The organism is Labilithrix luteola (assembly GCF_001263205.1).
In the GTDB taxonomy this organism is placed as follows: domain Bacteria; phylum Myxococcota_A; class Polyangia; order Polyangiales; family Polyangiaceae; genus Labilithrix; species Labilithrix luteola.
In genome coordinates, this window is record NZ_CP012333.1 from 7,869,145 (window position 1) to 7,888,985 (window position 19,841).

A 19,841-nucleotide genomic window follows, 5' to 3' on the forward strand; every position below is an offset into this window, starting at 1 on the left:
GCTCAGGAGGTTGCGGGCTTCGGCGGGCCGCCGAAGATGCTCGCCGCCTTGCGCTTCTCCTGCTTGGCGCGCTCCTTCTCCGCGTAGGTCGGGATGATGACCTTGGTGCGGGGCGGAAGCTCGCGGCCTTCGAAGATCGCCTTGAGGTCCTCGGCGTCGAGCGTCTCGTGCTCGAGGAGGTTCTTGGCGATGGATTCGACGCGGTCACGCTTCTCGGTGAGGAGCGTCTTGACGATGTCGTACTGCGTCTGGATGAGCGCGCGCACTTCCTGGTCGATCTCGCGAGCCGTCTGCTCCGAGTAGTCCTGGCCGCGCTGCGTGTAGTCGCGACCGAGGAAGATCGAGCCCTCTTCGCCACCGTAGGCGATCGGGCCGAGCTTCTCGCTCATGCCGTACTCGGACACCATGGCTCGAGCGATCTGCGTGAGCTGGCGGATGTCGTTCGACGCGCCCGTGGTGAGCTTGCCGAAGAACACTTCTTCCGCGATGCGGCCGCCGAGCGCCGATTGAATCTGCGCCTCGAACTGCTCCTTCGTGCGGCCGAGGATGTCGCCCTTCGGGAGCGGCATCGTCACACCGAGTGCACGACCGCGCGGGATGATGGTGACCTTGTGGACGGGGTCGTGGTGCTCGTTGGCGATCATCATGACCGCGTGACCAGCCTCGTGGACCGCCGTGTTCCACTTCTCCTCTTCCGTCATGACCATCGAGCGACGCTCGGAGCCCATGAGGACCTTGTCCTTCGCGAGCTCGAAGTCCGCCATGCTGACGGCGTCCTTGTCCTGGCGAGCGGCGAGGAGTGCCGCTTCGTTGACGAGGTTCTCGAGGTCGGCGCCCGCGAACCCGGGGGTACCGCGCGCGATGACTTCCATCTCCACGTCACCCGAGAGGGGAACGCGCTTCGTGTGGACGCGGAGGATCGCTTCGCGGCCGCGAACGTCGGGGCGGTTGACCGTGATGCGGCGGTCGAAGCGGCCCGGGCGGAGGATGGCGGGGTCGAGGACGTCAGGGCGGTTCGTCGCCGCGATGATGATGACGCCGTCGTTCGACTCGAAGCCGTCCATCTCGACGAGGAGCTGGTTGAGCGTCTGCTCACGCTCGTCGTGACCGCCGCCGAGGCCGGCGCCGCGGTGACGACCGACCGCGTCGATCTCGTCGATGAAGATGATGCACGGCGCGTGCTTCTTGCCCTGCTCGAAGAGGTCGCGGACGCGGCTTGCACCGACACCGACGAACATCTCCACGAAGTCCGAGCCCGAGATGCTGAAGAACGGAACGCCGGCCTCGCCTGCGATGGCGCGCGCGAGGAGCGTCTTACCGGTTCCCGGCGGGCCAATCATGAGGACGCCCTTCGGGATGCGTCCGCCGAGGCGCTGGAACTTCTTCGGGTCCTTGAGGAAGGCGATGATCTCTTCGACCTCGTCCTTCGCCTCTTCGACACCCGCGACGTCCGCGAAGGTGACCTTGTTCTGCGAGTCCGAAAGCATGCGCGCCTTCGACTTGCCGAAGCTCATCGCCTTGCCGCCGCCCGCCTGAAGCTGCCTCATGAAGAGGAAGAACATCAGGATGAGGAACGCCATCGGGATCAGCGTGATGATCGTGCTCGACCAGAACGGCGACTGATCTTCCTTTTCGAAGAAGACCTTCGGCGTCTGCGCAGCAGGATCCGTCGGCTTGAGGGTCTCGAGGAGTTTCTCGTCGGGAAGGGGACCGACCGCCTCTTTGGTTCCACCGCCCTTGGTCGGGTCGGCGCCCTTGATTCGATAGGTGTACTCCCGGTCCTTGATGCGGATCTCGTCGACGCGTCCAGCGTGGACCTCGTTGACGAAGTCGCTGAAGGCGACGGGAACCTTCCGCTCCGCGGGGGTCAGGAAATTCCAGATCGTCAAGAACATCACGATCAGGACGACCCAGAGGAGCAGCGTCTTGTGCGATTGCTTCACGTTGGCCTCGGAACTTTTAGGCTACTACGTCAGATGCCCCTCATCGAGGGTCGGATTCACCTGAGGTAGGTCGAACGACGAAATTCGGACGGATTCGGGGCGATCCGGCATGCCTTTGGCGAGTGAACCCCCGCGCCGGAACGGGCTTTCGGCCGTGTTTTGGGCCTGCAGGCACGGATGTGGGCACCTCACGGGCACACAAAAAGATCTCCACGGACGGTGTCTGGGGGCGATTCATGGTCGGCTCACGGTCGGCTCACGGTCAGCACCAGGGGACGCGGGATCAGGCAAGCGGGGGCGGGGGGTAAGGATCGGAAAGGGATCGCAAAGGGATCGGGAGGGATCAGGTAGCGGCTCGTGCGCGGTTCGGTTCAGTCTCAGTGAAACAGTGGAACGGACTTGCCGGGCGAGAGAAAGGGGAAGATGACCGCACGAGCTCGTCGCTGCGGCCCGGTTCGCGCCGTCTGCATGTGTCATAGCCATCCGACGACGGGTGCGCGAGTCCATGAGGCAAAACCGATCGAGCGGGGCGGAGCCGGTGCGGTTCAGTCTTTTCGGCGGTTCGAGCGCGAACCCGCATGATTCTTAGGGCGGGGCGTACGGCGACCGGCAGGATCGACCGAGGCCACGAGACCTCCCGGTAGCCACACGCGGGCGGAGCTCGAACGGCTCTGCGCAAGCTCACGAAGGGCGACCTGAGTCGTCCTCGGCAACGCGTAGCTCGAGGCTTCGCCCTCCGAGCGCTGGGGCGCGAGCTCGTCGGCCAGGGCCTCGAGATGTCCGACGATGCCGGGGTCGAGCTCCTCGAGGAGCGGCAAGAGCTCACGACGGACACGGACCCGCAGAAACCGCGGGTTTTCGTTCGAGGGGTCGTGGGACGCCGGTACCGCATGGCGCTCGAGATGGGCGACGATGTCCGCTCGACGCGCTCTCAGGAGCGGTCGGATGAGCTCGATCGTCGTTGCATTCCCCGACGATTCCTGGTCCTCGCCGACGTCGAGGGGGCCCGCGGCGGAAGAACGGCGAGCCCGCGTGCGCCGGCCCCTCGCAGGAGCCGCAAGAGGACTGTCTCGGCCCGATCATCCTGGTGGTGCGCGGTGGCGATCGCCCGAGCTCCGACCGCCGAGGCTGCCCGTGCCAGTGCGCGGTAGCGTGCCTCGCGGGCTCGAGCTTGCAGGTTTCCGCCGTGCTCGACGTCGACGCGGGTGCGACCAAAGCGAACTCCAAGCTGTTTCGCGTGCGTTGCGGCAAGGTCGAGTTCCTGCGCGGCCTCCGCGCGAAGCCCGTGATCGACGCCATGCGCCACGATGGTGAGCTCGAGCTTCGAAGCCAGACGCGCCGTCACGTCGAGCAGTGCCATCGAGTCCGGGCCTCCGCTCACGGCCACGAGCAACGTAGAGCGAGGCGGGAGCGAAGCTTCGCCAGCGAGCGCCCGTCCTACGAGGGTGACGAGCGACGCGGCGGTCATCGCACTTTGCTCTTCAGCGGATGAACCAGGGCGGCCACCGTTTCGACGTGGCTCGTCTGCGGGAACATCTCGAACGTCTCGATCGCGCGAAGCTCGTAGCCGCCCTCGGCAAGGATCGCGAGATCGCGTCCGAGCGTGGGGGGATCGCAGGAGACGTAGACGACGGCGCCCACCGGCCGGGTGGCGAGCGCTTTGGCGACGTCCTTCGCGCCAGTCCGCGGCGGATCGATCACCACGAGCTTCGTGGGAGCCGGAATGGCGTTCGTCGATGCGTCGGCGTCCACCACGCGCGCCGAAAGACCGCGCGCTTCGAGATTCGCACGCGCGGCTTCGCACGAGCTTCGGTCGGACTCGACCGCCACCACCTTCCGTTCCTTGGCGAGGAGCACGGTGAGGTTGCCGGCGCCGGCGTAAAGCTCGAGGACCGCACCCTCCGGGTTCGGCGACAGCTCGAACGAGAGCTCGGCGGCGCGCCGCGCGAGACGCGTGTTGCCTTCCTCGGTCGCCTGCGAAAAGCCTCCGGGCGCGAGGCGCAGAGGCGCGCCGTCGGCGCCATCGATCCACGGCGTGGGATCGCCGATCGTCGCCGGGATGGTGACGTTGCCGTCGAAGATGCGAGCTCCGGCGAGGGGCCCTCCGGCGACCGCGCGTTCCAGGCGGGCGAACACGTCCGGCGGCAGCTGGCCCGTCCAGCGAAGTTCGAGCACGGCTCGTCGCGCGCCCTGCGCGGGGTGCGGATGACCGAGCGAGAGCTGCGCTTCGCCGTACCCCTTCGCACCGTCGAGCCAACCGGCGAGCGCTCGACGGGCCTCGTCGAGCACCGGATCGAGAACCACGCACGTGTCGACGGGCACCGGATCGTGCGAACGCCGCCCGTACATGCCGACGACGACTTTGCCTCGCTTGGCGTCGACGTGGACGCGCGTGCGGGTGCGGTAGCCGAGCGTGCGCGTGGCCGGATGACTCTTGACCTCCGCTTGCGCGAAGGCGGGCGGGAGGATGCTCTTCACGATGCTTGCGTGCGCGCGGAGCTGCGCCTCGGGGGTGACGTGCATCCAATCGCAGCCACCGCAACGCTCGACCTCCGCGCACGGTGGAGCCGTACGATCGGGGCTCTGCGAGACGACCTCGAGCAGGCGCCCGCGGGCGGGCCTCGAAGAGAAGTCGACCTCGGCCCGGATCTCTTCGCCGAGCGCGACCCCGGGAACGAAAACGGCTCGGCGCTCGCCGGCCGCCTCGTGGATCGCGACGCCGTCGCCACCGGGCGAAAGCTCAGCGATGGTGAGCGACAGCGTCTCGCGCGGGGATTGGCGTGACGACTTCGAGGTGCTGCGCTTCATCGGCGCTGTCTTAGCACCGAAGGGCGGAAAAGAGGCGCTTCAGGGCGTGCACGCGAAAACGGCGTACCCACCCGTCGTGTCGTCGTTCTTGAGCACGGATGCGGTGGTCCAGGCCACGGCGACGCGCGATTCGGTGGCGGCCACGGCGACGCGTCCGTCACGGATGATGTTGAGCGCGGCGATGCGCGGCTCCTTCGCGAAGACGAGGCTGTGCAGCGGCGTCGGCGATGTCGACGCGTTGGCGAAGGCGTGGAGCTCGATCGCGCCCTGGCGAATGACCGCGAAAAAGACGCGATCGCCCTCGATGTAGACGTCGCCCCCGGTGACCACGCCCGCACTGTCCATCGAGAAGCCGCCGACTTCCTTGGCGTCCGTGGTGTCGACGTCGAACGTGCGGTACGAAACCGAGCGTCCGGGCCCGCTGCCGTCGCTCGCCACGATCACGCGCGTTCCACGCGCGGCCATGGCGCCCCAGGAGCCCGGGAAGGAAATGACGGGGCGAGGGCTTTTGCCCTGCGTCACGTCGAACTCGGTGAGGTTGGTCGATGGCGGCGCCATGATGAGGCGCAGCATCGGCCCCGTCTCGGGGTCGGCTGTGCTGGCGTCGGCACCGGCATCGGGATTGTTCACCGGCGGTCCTGCGGCGAGCAAGGCCAGGACGCCATCGCTTGCAGCGACCCACGCACCCGTCATGGCCGACGCTCCGCCGAAAGATCCGTTGGGCGGCACGATGCCTTGGCCGGGTTGAATCGTCGCGACGCGCGCCTGGCCGTCTTCGATAAACGCGAGGACGCCCGAGCCGTTCGAACGATCGGCGGCGACGTGACCCATCGAGAGTGACAGCACGCTGGTCGGAATCGAGTCCGAGGAATGGAAGTTCGGATCGACCGTGATTTGCGGGGTGGAGGTGAATCCCAGCAGCTCGAGACCCGGTTGCGCCGCGCACGCCGCGCGCGCGAGGACGATCTGGCCGTCGCTCCCGTTCATCAGCAAGCCGACGCCGTCGGTCTCCTCCGAGCCCGCGCAGCGACCCCTGAGAAGCGGGCGCTGAGGATCACTCGCGCCGCCCCCCGGGTCGATCGGAAGGACCGTGATGCGTGCGCTCGCGCCGTTCGGATCGATCTCGCGGTAGACGATGACGAAGCCGCTCGGCGTCGCGGCAATCGCCGGGGCGCTGACGAGCGTGTTGCCGCCGCCGACCGGATTGGCGAGCGGTCCCGAGCCGAGCAGCTCGAGCGAGCAGCCCGCGCCGACGCTCGGATTGGCGTTGTCGTTCGCAGGCACGCAGCGCGCGGCCTGGCAGGAAGCGCCCGTTCCGCAGGCCCCCGTGGGCGGGTCGAGCGCCGACATCGGCACCGCGACGCTATCCGTATCGGGGACGTTCGCCTCGACACAACCGGTCGCCAACACCGAGCAATCGTCGGTTTTGGCGACCGCCGCGAACGCGTACGTCCCGCTCGGCATGTCGCCGACCTTCGGGAGGTCTTGGCGTCACGTCGAAAGGCGACCCGCTTGGTGGCACCGTCGGGGACGCCGTTGGCGAGCTTCGGCTTCAACGCCGCGCACGACGCGCCTTTGTAGGCGCCGATCTCGAACCACGTGGTCTGCGAAACGAGCGCCTTCGGTACCGCAATCTGGAAGCTGATCTCGGGCGTTCGCGAGCACGAGGCCGCGCTGCTCAACGCGCCGGCAGCGAGGACCAGCACGCTTGCCGCCGAGAGCCATCGACTACGATTCAGCGAAGAAAGAGGGCCCGACCACATCGAAGGAAGACCACCGGGCAGGGGAGCCGGTGTCGGTCCGACAATAGTGGGCCGTCTGCGGCCAGAGAGCAACGAGACTCGTCACGGATCGCTTTCCTCCGGCGCTGGAAGGACCGCGGGATGGTTCGCGACGTCGAACGGCTCCGGTACGGGCGGACGAATCCGACGATGGCGGGGACGGGCCGAGGGCTCACTCGCAGGGCCTCGCGGCGCGGCCTGCGCCTCCTCGACCTTGGGGCCGTCGTGCCAGGCAAAGAGCAGTGCGGCGGTGGCGAGGACGAGGGCGACGGTGGCCCCGCGGCGCGTGGCCGAAGCACTCGGCTTGGGAAGCCACAGGGCTCGGATGCCTGGAATCGACCTGCTCGAGGGCGGAAGTCGCCCGGACGACGGACTGTCCAGGCGTCCCCACACTCGCCACGCGGGCGGCTCGCCTCGAATGGCGTCTCGGAACGTCTCGACGAGGTCGCGCGCATTCGCGAACCGTGCCGCCGGATCGTGGGCGAGGGCTTTCTCGAACCACCCATCGAGTGAGCGCGGCAGCTCCGGACGCAGCTCGCTGGGGCGCTTGAACGTCCCGCCGTCGATCGCGAAGTAGAGCCCCTCGAGCGAATCGGCGTCGAACGGCGACCGACGCGTCAGCGCGAAATACGCGACGGCGGCGAGCGAGAAGAGATCCGAGCGCTCGTCCGTCGTCTCGGGGTCGAACATGTGCTCGGGGCTCATGTACTGCGCCGTTCCGGCCGGAAGGCGATCGACGTCGAGGCACTCGTCCTTGTTCTTCGGTTTGGCCACTCCGAAGTCGAGCAGCTTCACGGAAACCGCCCCGCCTGCTTCGAGAAACACGTTCTCCGGTTTGACGTCGCGATGAACGATGCCAGCCGCGTGAGCCTTGCCGATCGCGTCGCCGACCTGGGCGAGGATCTCCGCCACGTCGTAGACCGCCATGGCCCCGTGGTGCCGAACGCGCTGCTCGAGATTCTCGCCGCGAAGCAGCTCGAGCACGAGGTACGGCTCGTCGCTCTCCGTCAGGCGGCAATCGAGCACGCGCACGACGTGCGGGCTCTCGATCGTCGCGGTCATCCGTGCCTCGCGGAGGAAGCGCGCGCTGGCGCTGGGCATGAGCGCCCACTGCCGCGACATCAGCTTGACGGCGACTTCGGTGCCGAGCACCAGATGCTCGGCGAGCCAAATGCTCCCCATCCCGCCTTCTGCGATCTTCCGAACGAGTCGGATCGTCCCTGAGAGGACCTGTCCGGCTTCGACGTTCACGTAGCGCGGTCGGGTGCACCCTGCGTGCCCCCGACCATCTGCGCTCCTCGCACGCAGCGAGTGGCCGGAGTGCCTAAAATTCAGGCACTTCGTCGAAGTCCAAAACCGAGGCTCGGCCGTGGCCTCGAGCCACAGAAACCGAGCTTCGCGGAGCTTCGATCACGCTCGCGCCAGCTTGGAAGCTTGGCGCGCGCGGCGTGCGAGCTCACTTCTCCATCGAGATGCGGACCTCTTTCGTCTGATCGGGAACGACTTCGACGACGAGGCTCTTCTTCGCGCCGTTCGGCGCTGAGAGCTGGAGGACGTGCCGCCCTGCCGGGACGGGGCGGTTGAAGATGTGCCCCGCACCGAGTGACGTGCCGTTGTCGATGATCTGATCGCACTTCGGCATGCACACGATCGTGAGCGCACCGTTGCCCGTGACCACTTTCTTCGGCGTCGGCGCCGGAGCGGGAGCGGCCGGCGCGGGCGTCGGGCGAGCCGTTGCCGCGGGCTGGGCGGGCTGAGCGGGCTGAGTGGGCTGCGCCGCAGGCTGCGCGGGCGCGGGCGGCGTGGTCGTAGCCGTTGCCGCCGCGGGCGTGACCGCGGGAGCGACGGCTGCGGGGGAGCCGTGTCGACGGGCGCCGCGCTCGTTGCCGCCGGAGGGGCGGTCACGACGGCAGGCGCAGTGACGGGGGTGCTGGGAACGACGGGCGCCGAGATGGCTCCGGTCGGGGGCGTCGTTGCGCTCGGTACGGTCGCCGATGCCGCCGAGTGTCGATTGGGCGTTCCCGTTGACGACACGATGGCGATGACGACGCCCGCGATGAGCAACGCAATCGAGCACGAAAGTGCCGCAACGACCCACATCGGCGGGCGCTTGCGATAGCGCTGCACGGTCATCGTTCGGTTGTCGAACGACGGCGCCATGCGCGGCACGGTCGGCTGCATCCGAATGTCAGGCCCGCCCATCGGCGGCATGCCCATCGGGTTGTATTCGCCGCTCGGGCCGCTCGGGCCGCTCGGGCCGCTAGCGTGCGGACCGCGCGGATACATGTTCGGATCGTAGGGTACCGGCGGCACGGGCGCGTGCTGCAGGCCGAGCGTATCTGCGAAGGCGACCTCGGCCGTGTGCGCGGGGGCACCGTGCGGATAGCCAAGAGGCGGCGGATAGGCTGGTGCGTGCGGCGGAGCGATGGCCGCGATGGGCGCGGTCCGCGGGTGCATGTGCTGTGCGCTCGGCGAAGGGCCGGGCGGTTGCGGGAACGTGGGCGGCATGTGCAGGGCGCCCTGCTCGGCGCGCGTGGCCGCGACGATCGTCTCGTCCTGATCTTCGTCGAAGTCGTCGGGATCGGGCTCGAGCGCGATGGGCTCCGCCTGCGCGGCCTTGGCAGCGCGGGCTTGAGGGCTCGCCATCATCGTCGGCGGGTCGTTCTGCATCGACGCGTGCAGTTCCGCGGCATCGCCTTCGAGCAGCGGAGGCGCTGCTTGAATGGTCGGTCCGTCGCCGTCGGCCGGATGCGGTTCTTCCGCCACGTTTTGCGCGGGCGCAGGCATCGGTCGCGGAGCCGCGGGCATTCCTGCTGCTGGACGCGGGGGCGGCGGTGTCGTCTTCGGGGCGCTCGGGCCCGCCGGGCGAGGCGGTCCGCCGGGTCCGCCGGGTCCGCCGGCCGGGCCGCGCGCCTGCATGGGAACGGTGCGCTTGCGCGGATCCTGTTCGCCCCAAGCCGGATTGCTGGGGTGGCTCGGATGACTCGCCTGCGGACCGCTCACGGGGCCGCTCTGGCCCGAGGCCGGGCCGAGACCGAGTGCGCCGCCGTGAGGAATCGAGGCGCTCGGAAGCGGCATCCCTGCAGCGGGGCGAACGTTGTTCCCTTTGCCGCTCTGCGACGACTGCTGGACCTCGGAGTTCGTGTGGTCCGTGTTGAGGTTCGGCGTCGAGAGCATCTGCTCGACGTTGATGGTCTGCGTGACCTCGGCGGCCCAGCGCAGGTGCGCCTCGCGCTTCTGGATGCGGTCCGAGAACACCGATTGTGTGTAGGCTGCAACTTCATCGGAGGCGATGAAGAGGCCGCGTCGCATGAGCAACGACTGGAGTGCTCGCGAGAGCTCGCGTGCGGTCTTGAAGCGCTCGCCGCGGTTCTTCGCGAGCGCCTTCATGACGATCTTCTCGAGATCGACGGGGTAGCCGCGGATCAACGTCGACGGGCGCGGGACGTTGCACTCCTGGACCTTGGCGAGCGTGTCGAGGTCGCTCTCCATGCGGAAGAGCCGCTGGCCGGTCGTGAGCTCCCAGAGAACCACACCGAGCGCGAAGATGTCGGTGCGCCGGTCGATCTGTTCGCCCTGAACCTGCTCGGGCGACATGTACGCGAGCTTGCCCTTGAGCGTGCCGGCGCGCGTGTTGCTCATCCGCGAGCTGAACTTCGCGATGCCGAAGTCGACCACCTTCGTGACGCCGTCGTAGGTCACGAAGAGGTTGTGCGGGGTCACATCGCGGTGAACGAGCTCGAGGCGCTCGCCGTTCTTGCCGAGCAGCTCGTGGGCTGAGTGCAGGCCTTCCGACGCGTCTGCGATGACCCGGCAAGCAATCTCGGGCGGCATCGCCGTGCCGAGCTCCTCGGTGCGCCGCATGACTTCACGGAGCGGTTCACCGTGGAGGTATTCCATGGCGATCCAGTACGTCTCCTCGTGCTTGCCGAGGTCGAAGACGGTCGCCACGTTCGGATGCGAGATCCGGGCCGCAACGCGCGCTTCGTCGAGGAACATCTGGACGAACGAGTCGTCCTCGACGAGGTGCGGATGGATCTTCTTGATGGCGACCCACTTCTGGAAGCCGCCAGGGCCGTCCATGCGCGCGAGATGCACGCTGGCCATACCGCCGATGCCGATTTCGTCGACGACGCGGTAGCGGCCGAGAAAGTACGTACCCCCCCCGGCACGAATCTCGGGCATCGACGCGGGATGACCCCCCGTGTTGACGTCCGGTCGGTGAGCGCGGTCTTGGGGCAAACGTACTCCTCTCTTTTCGTTGCTTCGTTACGAAGGTTCAGCGAGTGCGGACATCCACCGAGCCGACCGAGACTTGGTCGGCGGGGCGGGTGCCGAAGTAGAGAGCCGCGCCAGCGCCCGCGAGGGCGACGCCCCCGATGACGTAAGGCCACGGCGACGACCAGAACCCGCGCTTGTGCGAGGTGTCGGCCGCAGGATTGGTGGACGGACCGAGAACGACGGCCGAGGCGGTTGCCGGACGATCGTCGGGAACATGGACCCGCTCTTCGGCCGAACCGAGGCGGTTGTTGTGGGAATCGAGCGCATCCACACGAATGGTGAGCGCCGCGTTCGGCAACGTGATCTCGGCGGGGATTTCGAGCTCGACCGTAGGCTCCGTCTTCGCTTCGACCGTGATCTCTTTTCCGCTCGTACCGTCACGTGCCACCAGACCGACCTTCGCCACGATACGCGCGTGCGCGTCGTCGATCTGCGCCGTGACCTTGAAGGACTTCCCCGACGGCGTCTCTTTCGGTGCCGTCACCGTCAAACGAAGCGCGCCGATCTTCGCCGTGTCCTTGCGGGCTTGGTTCGCGAGCGCCGGACCTTTCGAGCCGGCCTCGCTCGGAACCGCAAACTTCGGATCGAGGATCGAGGCGGCGCGGAATGCAGCGACGGCCTGGTCCTTTTTCCCCATCGATGCGCGGATGGATCCGAGCCGAACGTAGCCCTCGAGCACTTCGTCGGGAGCGAGGCCGCCCTTCTCGAGGGCTTCGCGATAGAGCGGTTCGGCGGTGTCGAGAGAGCCGCGATCCCAGGCGCTCCGTGCGAGCTTCAGTGCCGTGGCGCCAGCACCTTCTGCGGCATGCGCCGAGATGCCTACCGCGCAAAGCACGAGGCAAATGGCCAGAGTGCGCGCCAGAGGCCGGCTCCGAGACCGCCTCCCAGAGCGGCTCCGAGAACGACTGTGCGCACGCGTGTCGCGGGATCTTTCCACTGGAAAAAGGCTATCGAACCTGTCGCGGGGTACGCAAGGCAGTCGAGCGTCTCAGCAACGCGCACGAGTTTCGTCCCGAAAGCGTCCCCGATTTGCCCCAGGTGCGTCGTTTCCCTTCGTCGAAGTACGTCGGCGCGATCAGGGGAAGGGTTGCGAGGGGCGTCCGCGCTCGAAGAAGAAGCTGAACGTGCCTTTGATGTGACCACGACACGGAGGAGGTGGGCCAAGGCCTCCAGGTGCCACCTCACGAGGATCGGCGAGGTAGACGTCGAAGCACCCGGAGGAGAGGCGTTCGGAGGCCGTCGCCTCGTCGACTTGTCCGTTGAAGAGGTGGGTGAACGAAATCAGGCTCTTCCCGTTTCCGACACCGCCGGGGCTCTCCGTGTTGGGGTCGCACCCGGCGTTGGGATCGGCGCCCTTCATCGGGCGTGCGTCGCAAGTGCCGTCGGTCGGGAGGGTGACCTCTTTGACGGCATACAACGAGACGTTCTGCACGCGGCAGGACTTCTGCAGGTAGAGCGTGAGACTGACGATCGCGGGATTCGGGTCTGCTCTCACCGGGACGCCAGGCGGCGTGACTTCGGGTGGAAGGTTGACCTCGAGCGGGACGCCGTACTGACCGGGAATGCCGAGGGCGGGGTTCGGCCGCACCTTGGTCGTGTCGTACAGCATGATCGAGACGCCGTCCGAGAAGGTCTCGAAGTCGCTCCCGTTCTGGATGCGCATCTGGAGCGTGTTGAGGTAGGGCACCGCCGCGAAGAAGTCCGGATCCAGATCGAACGCGCCCGTCCAGCAGTCCAAGACGTCGAGCGTGCCTGAAATCTGCCCGTCGCCTTCGCCTTGCGAACAGGCCGGCACGAGGCTCGCCAGCAAGAGTCCGACCGCCCCTGCTCGCAACGCGAATCGCGCGCCCACCCGCATGCCCGCTCTCATGACTTGCGTCACGTTCGTCACGGTTCGGAGCGTCGAGCCGACAGGCACGGCATCAGACTTTAAGTCAACGCGCGCGGTTCGCGTAGAAATTTGGATGGCTCAACAGAGGCGGCCGCCGCCGAGCACGCGGTCTCCGTCGTAGAAGACGGCGACTTGCCCGCGGCTCACGGCGCGGACCGGCTTTTCGAACCTGAGTGTCGCGGAGCGCTCGTTCGTCTCGCTCGGCTCGTTTGCCTCGGTCGCCTGGATGCGGGCCATCTCGCCTTCGTGGCGATAGCGGACGCGGACGCGCGCGTCGAAGGGCAGGGTGACCTCTGGCGCGAGCACGAGATCCTCGACGCGGGCCTCGGTCTTCGTGAGCTCCTGGCCGTCGCCGAGTCGCACCGTGGCCGACTCCGCATCGATCGACGCGACGAAGGCGGGCTTGCCGAGCGCGACGCCGAGGCCCTTGCGCTGCCCGACGGTGAAGCGATGGATGCCTTCGTGGTTGCCTACGACGCGTCCTTCGGAGTCGATGATGGGGCCGGGACGCACGCGGCCCTTCGCGCGCTCGGCAACGAACGACGCGTAGGCGCCCTGGCCCGCGCCCACGAAGCAGAGCTCCTGGCTTTCGCCCTTCGTCGCGCCTGGAATGTTCCTTCGAACGGCTTCCGCGCGGACCTCGGGCTTCGTGCTCTCGCCCAGCGGGAACATCATGCGCGCGAGCTGCGCGTGGGGCGTGGCGTAGAGGAAGTAGCTCTGGTCCTTGTCGCGGTCGACGCCTTCGCGGACGAACGGAGCGCCGGTAGCCGTGAAGCCCAGGCGCGCGTAGTGACCGGTGGCAACGTGAGACGCGCCGAGGCGATCGGCGAGGGCCATCAGTTCGCCGAGCTTCACTCCGCGATTGCACGCCGTGCACGGGCTCGGCGTCTCGCCCTGCAAGTACGCTTCCACGAACGGCTCGACGACCGTGCGCGCGAAGAGCTCGCGACGATCGAACGTGAAATGTGGAATGCCGATGGCGTCGGCGGTTCGCCGCGCGTCGTACTGATCTTCGGGCGCGCAGCAGCGCCCATGGGCCTTGGCATCGCCTTCGTCGGGGTAGTCCCAGAGGTGGAGCGTGACGCCGACGACGTCGTGGCCGGCGTCGGCAAGGCGCGCAGCGGCGACGGCGGAATCGACGCCCCCGCTCATCGCGATGATCACGCGCTTGCGCTCTCCCGAACTCATTGGCGCCCGATGTAGCACGGGCCGTGGCCGAGAGCCCTAGGGCCGTGATCGCAACCGAGTCGTGCCGCGCAGCGCTTACTGGCCTTGAATGACGGTCTTCACGCCGCTCGAGGCGCGGTCGACGAGCTTGGCGGCAAGGTCGACCGCTTCGCTGTAGCGGTAGACGCCCGCCTGAAGGGCGATGAGCTCGGCCGGACCGAGGTCCTGACCGCCGCTGCCGACGGCCTTGCGGACCATGCGTTCGCCCTGGTCGACCTCTTTGCCGAGGCCACGGACCATGGCGGCGAACGGGCTTGGCCCTTCCTTCGCTCCGACCTCTGGGGTGGCGGAAGCCGCCGGACGCTCCGCCGCCGACGGGGACATCTCGTTCAGCCCAGAAACTTCGCGAACGCTGGTAGTTCCGACGCGCATGACGGACCTTTCGGCCGTTGCGCGCGGACGTTGCGTGAAATCGTCACTCTTCGATGCGAGCGCGTTTCATCGCCCTGGCGACGCCTTCGATGGCCCGGGCGTGCAGGCGGCTAGCCCAGGATTTCGACAGTCCTAGCTCGGCGGCCGCTTCCTCGAAGGTCACGTCGTCGAAATAGTGGCGCTCGAGGAGCTTTCGTTCCGCTTCGGGGCGTTCGGCGATCGCCGTGCGAATCGTGGCGACGAGCTCGGCCCGTGCCACCTCGTCCTCCGGGCTTTCGCTCGGATCGTGCGCGTCGTCGACGGCGTCGCCCGACTTCATCGAGAGGAAGGAGAGGGCCATGGCCATCGCGGCCGAGCCGAGCTGCTCGGACAACTTCGCATCGGCGGCTTCGGCGCTCGCGGCAGGCGTCGAGGCGTCGTTCTCCGCCGCGGCCTCGTGCACGCGATCGGCTGCTTGCAAGGCGCGAACCTGGCGATAGACGCGCCTCGGCAGATTGCCCTGCGAACGAACGCCGTCGATCATCGCTCCGCGAATGCGGAGGTTCGCCCAGCGACGGAAGGGGACACCTCGATCGGGATCGAAGCTGCGCGCCGCCGCGAGCAGTGCTTCGCGACCGTACGAGGTCAGGTCCTCGAGCTGGATGAACGGGCCGAACTGGCGTCGCAACTGGCGCGCGACGAGGTCGACGAGGTCGAGCCCCTCCTTGATCCGCGCCAACACGTCGGGCGAGTCGGGCGAGTGAGGAGAAGGTGCGGCGGGTGCGGTCGGCGCTGACATCGGGGGGCCAGAAATACGAACTAGCTGAGCTACACCACGATCCCAAGGGACGCTCGGGCAAGTCAAGAGCGACCGTAGCGCCGTATCGAGATAGCCCGCCCTCCGTTCCCCCACCGTAGAGAGGGGTGCTAGGGTGCCGCCCGTCCGCCGCGGTGAGCCAGCAATCGATGAGTGAAGGCGAAGGGAACAAGCCGATCGAGATGCCGATCGACAAGGACGTGTCGTCGGTACGCCTTGCCGCGAGCGATCGGGTGACCTCCATCGATCCGCGTGCGCACGCGGCGTGGCGTACGTGGTTGGCCGCGCTCGCGCACGACGCGGACGCGGTCACGGCGGCGGCGCTTGCCTATCAATCGCTGGAAGCCGAGGGCCGAGACGCTTGGCTCGATGCGCTCGATACCGATGGGCCGTCGGTGTCCGTCCCGAAGATTGCTCTCTTCGCGCCGCTTCTCGGCGTCGAGCAAGACGATGCTCGTCGGGCGCGCATCGCGCGCAACGTCGAAGGTGCGGCACGGCGCAGCACTCCGCCTCGCGCCCTCCTCGGCACGGTCGACAGGGAGCGCGTGTGCCTGATCGTCTCTCCGCTGTACCTCGACTTCGTCGAGATCCTGCTCTGCCGCTACGACCAAGACCACGGCATCTACGACGCGCAGCACCGTTGGCTCGCGCACTCGAGCGAGGTCGAGGCGACGTCGCACGAGATCGGCGTCACGTTGGAAGACGCGCCGCTCTCGCACGTCGTCGAAGAGCTCGCACATGCCGTCGTGGCGGATCGGCGCGCCGGTCGCGATGCGCCTTCGGCTCTCATGCGGTGCATCGATTTGTTTGCGCCGGATCTCCCTGCATTCGCGATCTCGGGAGGCGGCAATGAGTGATCGACCTGATCTCAAGGGTCGCTGCGGGACGTGCGCGCGCTTCGTTCGTGTGATCGAGACCATCGACGCGAACGGCGAAGTGAAGCGTCACGGCGAGTGTCTGCTCGGCGTGTGGCCTTCGCCGCTCTGGGAGACGAGCACCTGCTCGCAGTACGTGGAGCGCGGCACGTTCACGGCCAAGCCACAGCCGCGTTCGCGCGGGCCACGCACCGTGAGACGCGTTTCGCCGGCTTCGGCCTCTTCGCCTGGCGTGCCTCGCGAACCGATCGACTTCGAATTGCCCGAGGAGCTTCTGGACATGAACGCTGACGAATTCAGGGAAATTCTCCGTGAGGTGCTGCGCGACGAGCTCGGCGTCAGCGATCCGGTGATGGGCCAGCGCTGGGAAGGTGGCGAGGTCGTTCTCAAACCGGGCAAGGACGGCACGCAGGAGAAGCGCATTCCGATCGAGACGCTCTTCTCGAAGGTCGTCATGATCCGCGACAAGCTCCGCGTTCTCGAGCAGAAGGTGAACGCACACCCGAAGCTCGCCGCCGAGGAGAAGGTGCAGATGCAGCAGTACATCACTGGCTGCTACGGCTCGCTCACCACGTTCAACGTGCTCTTCGCGAACAAGGAAGACCAGTTCGTGGGACAGAAGGGTGATGGCTGAGGCGCGTCTTCGAGGTTTTCTCGCGGGGCTGAGCGTCGTCGCGCTCGTCTCGGTCGCGGCGGTAGGTTGCGGACCGAAAGCGCCCGAGGGGCCGCCCATCGGCATGTCCGACAAGCCAGGCCTCTCGGCGCCGATGGATCGGCCGCTCACCTACGAGTTCGACTCGCTCGACGATCGCGTCGTGTCCTCGGGGGCGATGGTGGGTAAGCCCACGGTGATCGTCTTCATCCAGACCGGCGATCTCGATGGGCAGGCGCAGGTCGATTACCTCGTCGCGATGGCGAAGAACGACCACGACAAGGTCAACTACGTCCTCGTTGCGCTGCATCCGCGCAAGGAAATCGTGCTCGTCGAAGCCTACGCGAAGACGCTCGGCGTCGAGTTCCCCGTGGCGCTCGGCGATGGGACGGTTACCGGCGCCGCCGGTCCGTTCGGTCCCATGCCTGCCGTGCCGACGACCGTCATTCTGGCGCGCGACGGCCGCATGGTGTGGAAGCACACCGGCATCGCGAAGAGCGACGAGCTCCGTTCGCACATGCGCGGGCTCTGAGTCCCGCGCTGCGGACGGCTTCGGGTCGTTCGGTTCCTTCGCTTACTTCGTCGGGGGCGTGAGCGGCACGGTGGTCGCCGAGCCGGCGCCCCAGAACTTCAAGCCGTCGGGCCTCGACGCCATCGTGACCGGTGCGGTGGCGAGTTGCGTGGTCCCGAAAGTGACCTCGAAGACCTCGCCTGTCTGGTCGAAGCCGTAGACCCTGCCGCCCCAGAAGGAGAGCCCGAACACGTCTTTGTGTTCGACCGAACCCCAGTTCTTCTTGAGTTTGCCGGTGACCGGATCGACTTCCACGAGGCAGTCGTTGGTCTTGCACTTGGTGCACTCGCTCGTCTTGCAGTTCAAGCCGGGCTTGACCGTGAGGTACGTCGAGCCGCCCTTCACCGACACGATGTCGCCGCTCGAGATGAGACCGCTCGTTCCGAGGCTTCCGATCTTGGTCTTCTCGCCGGTTGCGGGGTCGATCCGCACGTAATCCGCGTCTTCGTAACCGACGAGGGCTTCGGCGTTCGCGTCGATCGTGCCCTTCGGGACGAAGGAGAGCGAGTTCGGATAGAGGCCCGCGGCCGACGGCATCGCCGTGCAGGTCGCCGTCGTCTTGTCGATCTTGAAGAGCTGGGTTTTGGTGACGCCCCAGATCGCCGCGTTCTCGTCGAGCGCGATGTCCCAGACGTTCGTGCAGCCGTTGAAGTCGCCGACCGTGGTGACTTCGTTCTTTTCTGGGTCGAGTCGGTAAAGCGTCGTGGCGCTGTGGCCGTAGACCTCGTTGATCTCGACGGGGTCCGACTTCGGAGGCGGCTTGGTCGTGTCGAAGTCTCCGGTCGGGGCAGGTGCGGGTTCGCCCGAACCGTCCGAGGTCGCGGGCGGCTCATCGAAGCCCTCGCGGTTCGACGAGCTCGCGCAGCCTACGACCGCGAGAACGCCAATGGCGAGCGACGCCAGCGAAAACCCAGAAAAGCCTGCAACCACGAAGCGGGGGCGCATTTGCGGCGGCAACCTAGCGCGAAGCGGCCCTCTCGCAACCGTCGTCAGCGTCTCAACTGTGAGAATTTGTTAACTTCCAGTCCCGTCGAACGGAGGTCACGGGGGCGTCACGTCCGACTTGCGCGAATCTGACGGCCCAGCTCGGGTTTCACGACCTTGCCGAGGGCATTTTTCGGCAGCTCCGACAAGAGGAGGACGTCCTTCGGGACTTTGTACGCGGCGAGCCGCTCCTTCGCGAAAGTGCGAAGCATTTCGGGCTCGCAGGGCGCGCTTCCGGGCCGAGCGACCACGCACGCGACGACGCGCTCACCCCACGCCTCGTCGGGGACGCCGATGACCGCGACCTCGAGGACGGTCGGGTGTTCGCGGAGGACTTCCTCGATCTCGAGCGCGCTCAGCTTGTAGCCGCCGCTCTTGAGGATATCGACGCTCGTGCGGCCGAGGATCCGGAACGGCGCGGTCGGTCCGAGCGAGGGCTCACGCCGAACCGTGTCGCCCGTGCGAAACCAAGGCGCGCCGCCGTCGGGATCGGCGACGAAGGCCTTCGACGTCTCTTCTTCCCGACGGTGATACCCGGCGAACACGCTCGGTCCACGGATCCAGAGCTCGCCCGTTTCGGCCACCTGTCCGTCGTCGCCGACGATGCGCGTCTCGACCGTGGGCAGGGGGATGCCGACGCAGCCGGGGTAGCGTTCGCCGTCGAGCACGTTGGAGATGCCGACTCCGATTTCGGTCATGCCGAAGCGCTCGAGCGGGATCTTGCCGGTGATCGCACGCCACCGCTCGGCAATGGTGACGGGCAGAGCGGCACTGCCGCTCGTCGCCAAGCGGAGACGCGAGGCCGACAAAGACCAGCGTGCACGCGTTGCTTCGTCGGCTGCGTCGAACGCGAGAAAGAGCCGATGGTACATCGCGGGCACGCCCATGAAGACGGTCGCGAGGTCCATGGCGTTCCAGACGGAGACGGCATCGAACGTCATCGTTCGCGTGGTCGCGCCGGCGCCGAGCGCCGTGAGAAGCGCGATGGCGAGCCCGTGCATGTGGTGGAGCGGCAAGGCGTGGAGGAGCGTGTCTTGCTCGGAGAAGCCCCACGCTTCACCGACCAGGCGTTGCTGGACCGCGATGTTGCCGTGCGTGATGACCGCGCCTTTGGGCTTTCCGGTCGTGCCGCTCGTGTAGAGCTGGAGTGCAGGCGCCGACGCGTCGATGGCGGACGCCCCGTCGAAGATCGCGCGGACGTCGCCTGGCGTTTCGAGGAGCGGCTCGAGCGCGCGCACGACGAAGTCGGCTGCGAGTGGCCCGGCGAGCGCACGGAGGTCGTGCGTGACGAGGACGCTCTTCACTTCGGCGTCATCGCAGAAGTAGCGCGTCTCGGGCGCGGGATGCAGCGGCGAGAGCACCACGACGCAGCCGCCGGCGAAGAGGATCCCGAAGAACCCCGCGACGAACGCCGCGCCCGGACTCGCGAGAAGCGCGACACGCTCACCCTCGAGCGACGTGCGTTCTCCGAGGAGACCGCGGGCAACCCGTGCCGCTCGATCGACGACGCCCGCGTAGGTGTGCGACCCGTTGGCGTCGATGATCGCGACATGCGATGCGGCCCCACGTGCTGCGAAACGCGAAAGAAGCGCACTCGAGCTCATGAGTCCGCTCTTTACTACGGACCCGTGGGCGCAGCGAGGTGGCGACGAACCGCTGA

Annotated in this window: 17 protein-coding genes and 1 pseudogene; 3 read left to right on the forward strand and 15 right to left on the reverse strand. The window is 67.4% G+C overall.

What is annotated here, in order from left to right:
- Nucleotides 1-2: 2 nt before the first annotated feature.
- The 13 genes and pseudogenes from ftsH to AKJ09_RS34225 all read right to left on the reverse strand — a co-directional run bounded on the left by ftsH (nt 3) and on the right by AKJ09_RS34225 (nt 15,081).
- Entirely contained in the window at nt 3-1,943 is a 1,941-nt protein-coding gene (gene ftsH, locus AKJ09_RS34175) for an ATP-dependent zinc metalloprotease FtsH (RefSeq protein WP_146652045.1), read from the reverse strand.
- Between the two features lie 545 nt (nt 1,944-2,488).
- A complete protein-coding gene (locus AKJ09_RS55140; RefSeq protein ID WP_240489015.1) occupies nt 2,489-2,761 on the reverse strand; it encodes a hypothetical protein in 273 nt (90 codons plus the stop codon).
- Nucleotides 2,762-2,824: 63 nt separating this feature from the next.
- Nucleotides 2,825-2,899 (reverse strand): annotated as a pseudogene (locus tag AKJ09_RS55965) (hypothetical protein); the annotation flags it as partial.
- Entirely contained in the window at nt 2,875-3,411 is a 537-nt protein-coding gene (gene tilS, locus AKJ09_RS55145; protein WP_275936665.1) for a tRNA lysidine(34) synthetase TilS, read from the reverse strand. The gene tilS and the pseudogene AKJ09_RS55965, both read right to left, overlap by 25 nt.
- Nucleotides 3,408-4,751: a class I SAM-dependent RNA methyltransferase gene (locus AKJ09_RS34185; RefSeq protein WP_146652046.1), complete on the reverse strand. Its 1,344-nt coding sequence runs from the start codon at nt 4,749-4,751 to the stop codon at nt 3,408-3,410. The genes tilS and AKJ09_RS34185 overlap by 4 nt, the downstream gene beginning before the upstream one ends.
- 39 nt (nt 4,752-4,790) lie before the next feature.
- Nucleotides 4,791-6,215, reverse strand: a complete 1,425-nt coding sequence (locus tag AKJ09_RS34190; protein WP_146652047.1) for a hypothetical protein — start codon at nt 6,213-6,215, stop codon at nt 4,791-4,793.
- Between the two features lie 380 nt (nt 6,216-6,595).
- Nucleotides 6,596-7,783, reverse strand: coding sequence for a serine/threonine protein kinase (locus AKJ09_RS34195; RefSeq protein ID WP_275936666.1), 1,188 nt, complete (start codon nt 7,781-7,783; stop codon nt 6,596-6,598).
- Nucleotides 7,784-7,942: 159 nt separating this feature from the next.
- Nucleotides 7,943-10,717: a serine/threonine-protein kinase gene (locus AKJ09_RS34200; protein ID WP_146652049.1), complete on the reverse strand. Its 2,775-nt coding sequence runs from the start codon at nt 10,715-10,717 to the stop codon at nt 7,943-7,945.
- A gap of 94 nt (nt 10,718-10,811) precedes the next feature.
- Entirely contained in the window at nt 10,812-11,648 is an 837-nt protein-coding gene (locus AKJ09_RS34205; RefSeq protein WP_146652050.1) for a tetratricopeptide repeat protein, read from the reverse strand.
- Nucleotides 11,649-11,888: 240 nt separating this feature from the next.
- The gene (locus tag AKJ09_RS34210; protein WP_146652051.1) at nt 11,889-12,731 is read right to left on the reverse strand and encodes a hypothetical protein; all 843 of its coding nucleotides are present in this window, start codon (nt 12,729-12,731) and stop codon (nt 11,889-11,891) included.
- A 51-nt stretch (nt 12,732-12,782) separates the two neighbouring features.
- Nucleotides 12,783-13,892, reverse strand: a complete 1,110-nt coding sequence (gene mnmA, locus AKJ09_RS34215; RefSeq protein ID WP_146652052.1) for a tRNA 2-thiouridine(34) synthase MnmA — start codon at nt 13,890-13,892, stop codon at nt 12,783-12,785.
- A 75-nt stretch (nt 13,893-13,967) separates the two neighbouring features.
- The gene (locus tag AKJ09_RS34220) at nt 13,968-14,303 is read right to left on the reverse strand and encodes a hypothetical protein (RefSeq protein ID WP_146652053.1); all 336 of its coding nucleotides are present in this window, start codon (nt 14,301-14,303) and stop codon (nt 13,968-13,970) included.
- Nucleotides 14,304-14,346: 43 nt separating this feature from the next.
- Nucleotides 14,347-15,081, reverse strand: coding sequence for a sigma-70 family RNA polymerase sigma factor (locus AKJ09_RS34225; RefSeq protein ID WP_146652054.1), 735 nt, complete (start codon nt 15,079-15,081; stop codon nt 14,347-14,349).
- Nucleotides 15,082-15,233: 152 nt separating this feature from the next.
- On the opposite strand from AKJ09_RS34225, the gene AKJ09_RS34230 reads away from it, so the two are divergent.
- Genes AKJ09_RS34230 through AKJ09_RS34240 form a run of 3 tightly spaced genes read left to right on the forward strand, consistent with a single transcriptional unit; the run spans nt 15,234 to nt 17,158 of the window.
- The gene (locus AKJ09_RS34230; protein WP_205633884.1) at nt 15,234-15,956 is read left to right on the forward strand and encodes a hypothetical protein; all 723 of its coding nucleotides are present in this window, start codon (nt 15,234-15,236) and stop codon (nt 15,954-15,956) included.
- Entirely contained in the window at nt 15,949-16,608 is a 660-nt protein-coding gene (locus AKJ09_RS34235) for a hypothetical protein (protein ID WP_146652056.1), read from the forward strand. The genes AKJ09_RS34230 and AKJ09_RS34235 overlap by 8 nt, the downstream gene beginning before the upstream one ends.
- Nucleotides 16,601-17,158, forward strand: coding sequence for a TlpA family protein disulfide reductase (locus AKJ09_RS34240; protein WP_146652057.1), 558 nt, complete (start codon nt 16,601-16,603; stop codon nt 17,156-17,158). The genes AKJ09_RS34235 and AKJ09_RS34240 overlap by 8 nt, the downstream gene beginning before the upstream one ends.
- A 42-nt stretch (nt 17,159-17,200) precedes the next feature.
- Here AKJ09_RS34240 and AKJ09_RS34245 read toward each other — a convergent pair whose 3' ends face one another.
- Both AKJ09_RS34245 and AKJ09_RS34250 read right to left on the reverse strand, forming a co-directional pair.
- Complete coding sequence (locus AKJ09_RS34245; RefSeq protein WP_146652058.1) at nt 17,201-18,142, reverse strand: hypothetical protein; 942 nt, start codon at nt 18,140-18,142, stop codon at nt 17,201-17,203.
- Nucleotides 18,143-18,249: 107 nt separating this feature from the next.
- Nucleotides 18,250-19,785 (reverse strand): acyl-CoA synthetase, encoded by a 1,536-nt coding sequence (locus tag AKJ09_RS34250; RefSeq protein WP_146652059.1) that lies wholly within the window; start codon nt 19,783-19,785, stop codon nt 18,250-18,252.
- Between the last annotated feature and the right edge of the window lie 56 nt (nt 19,786-19,841).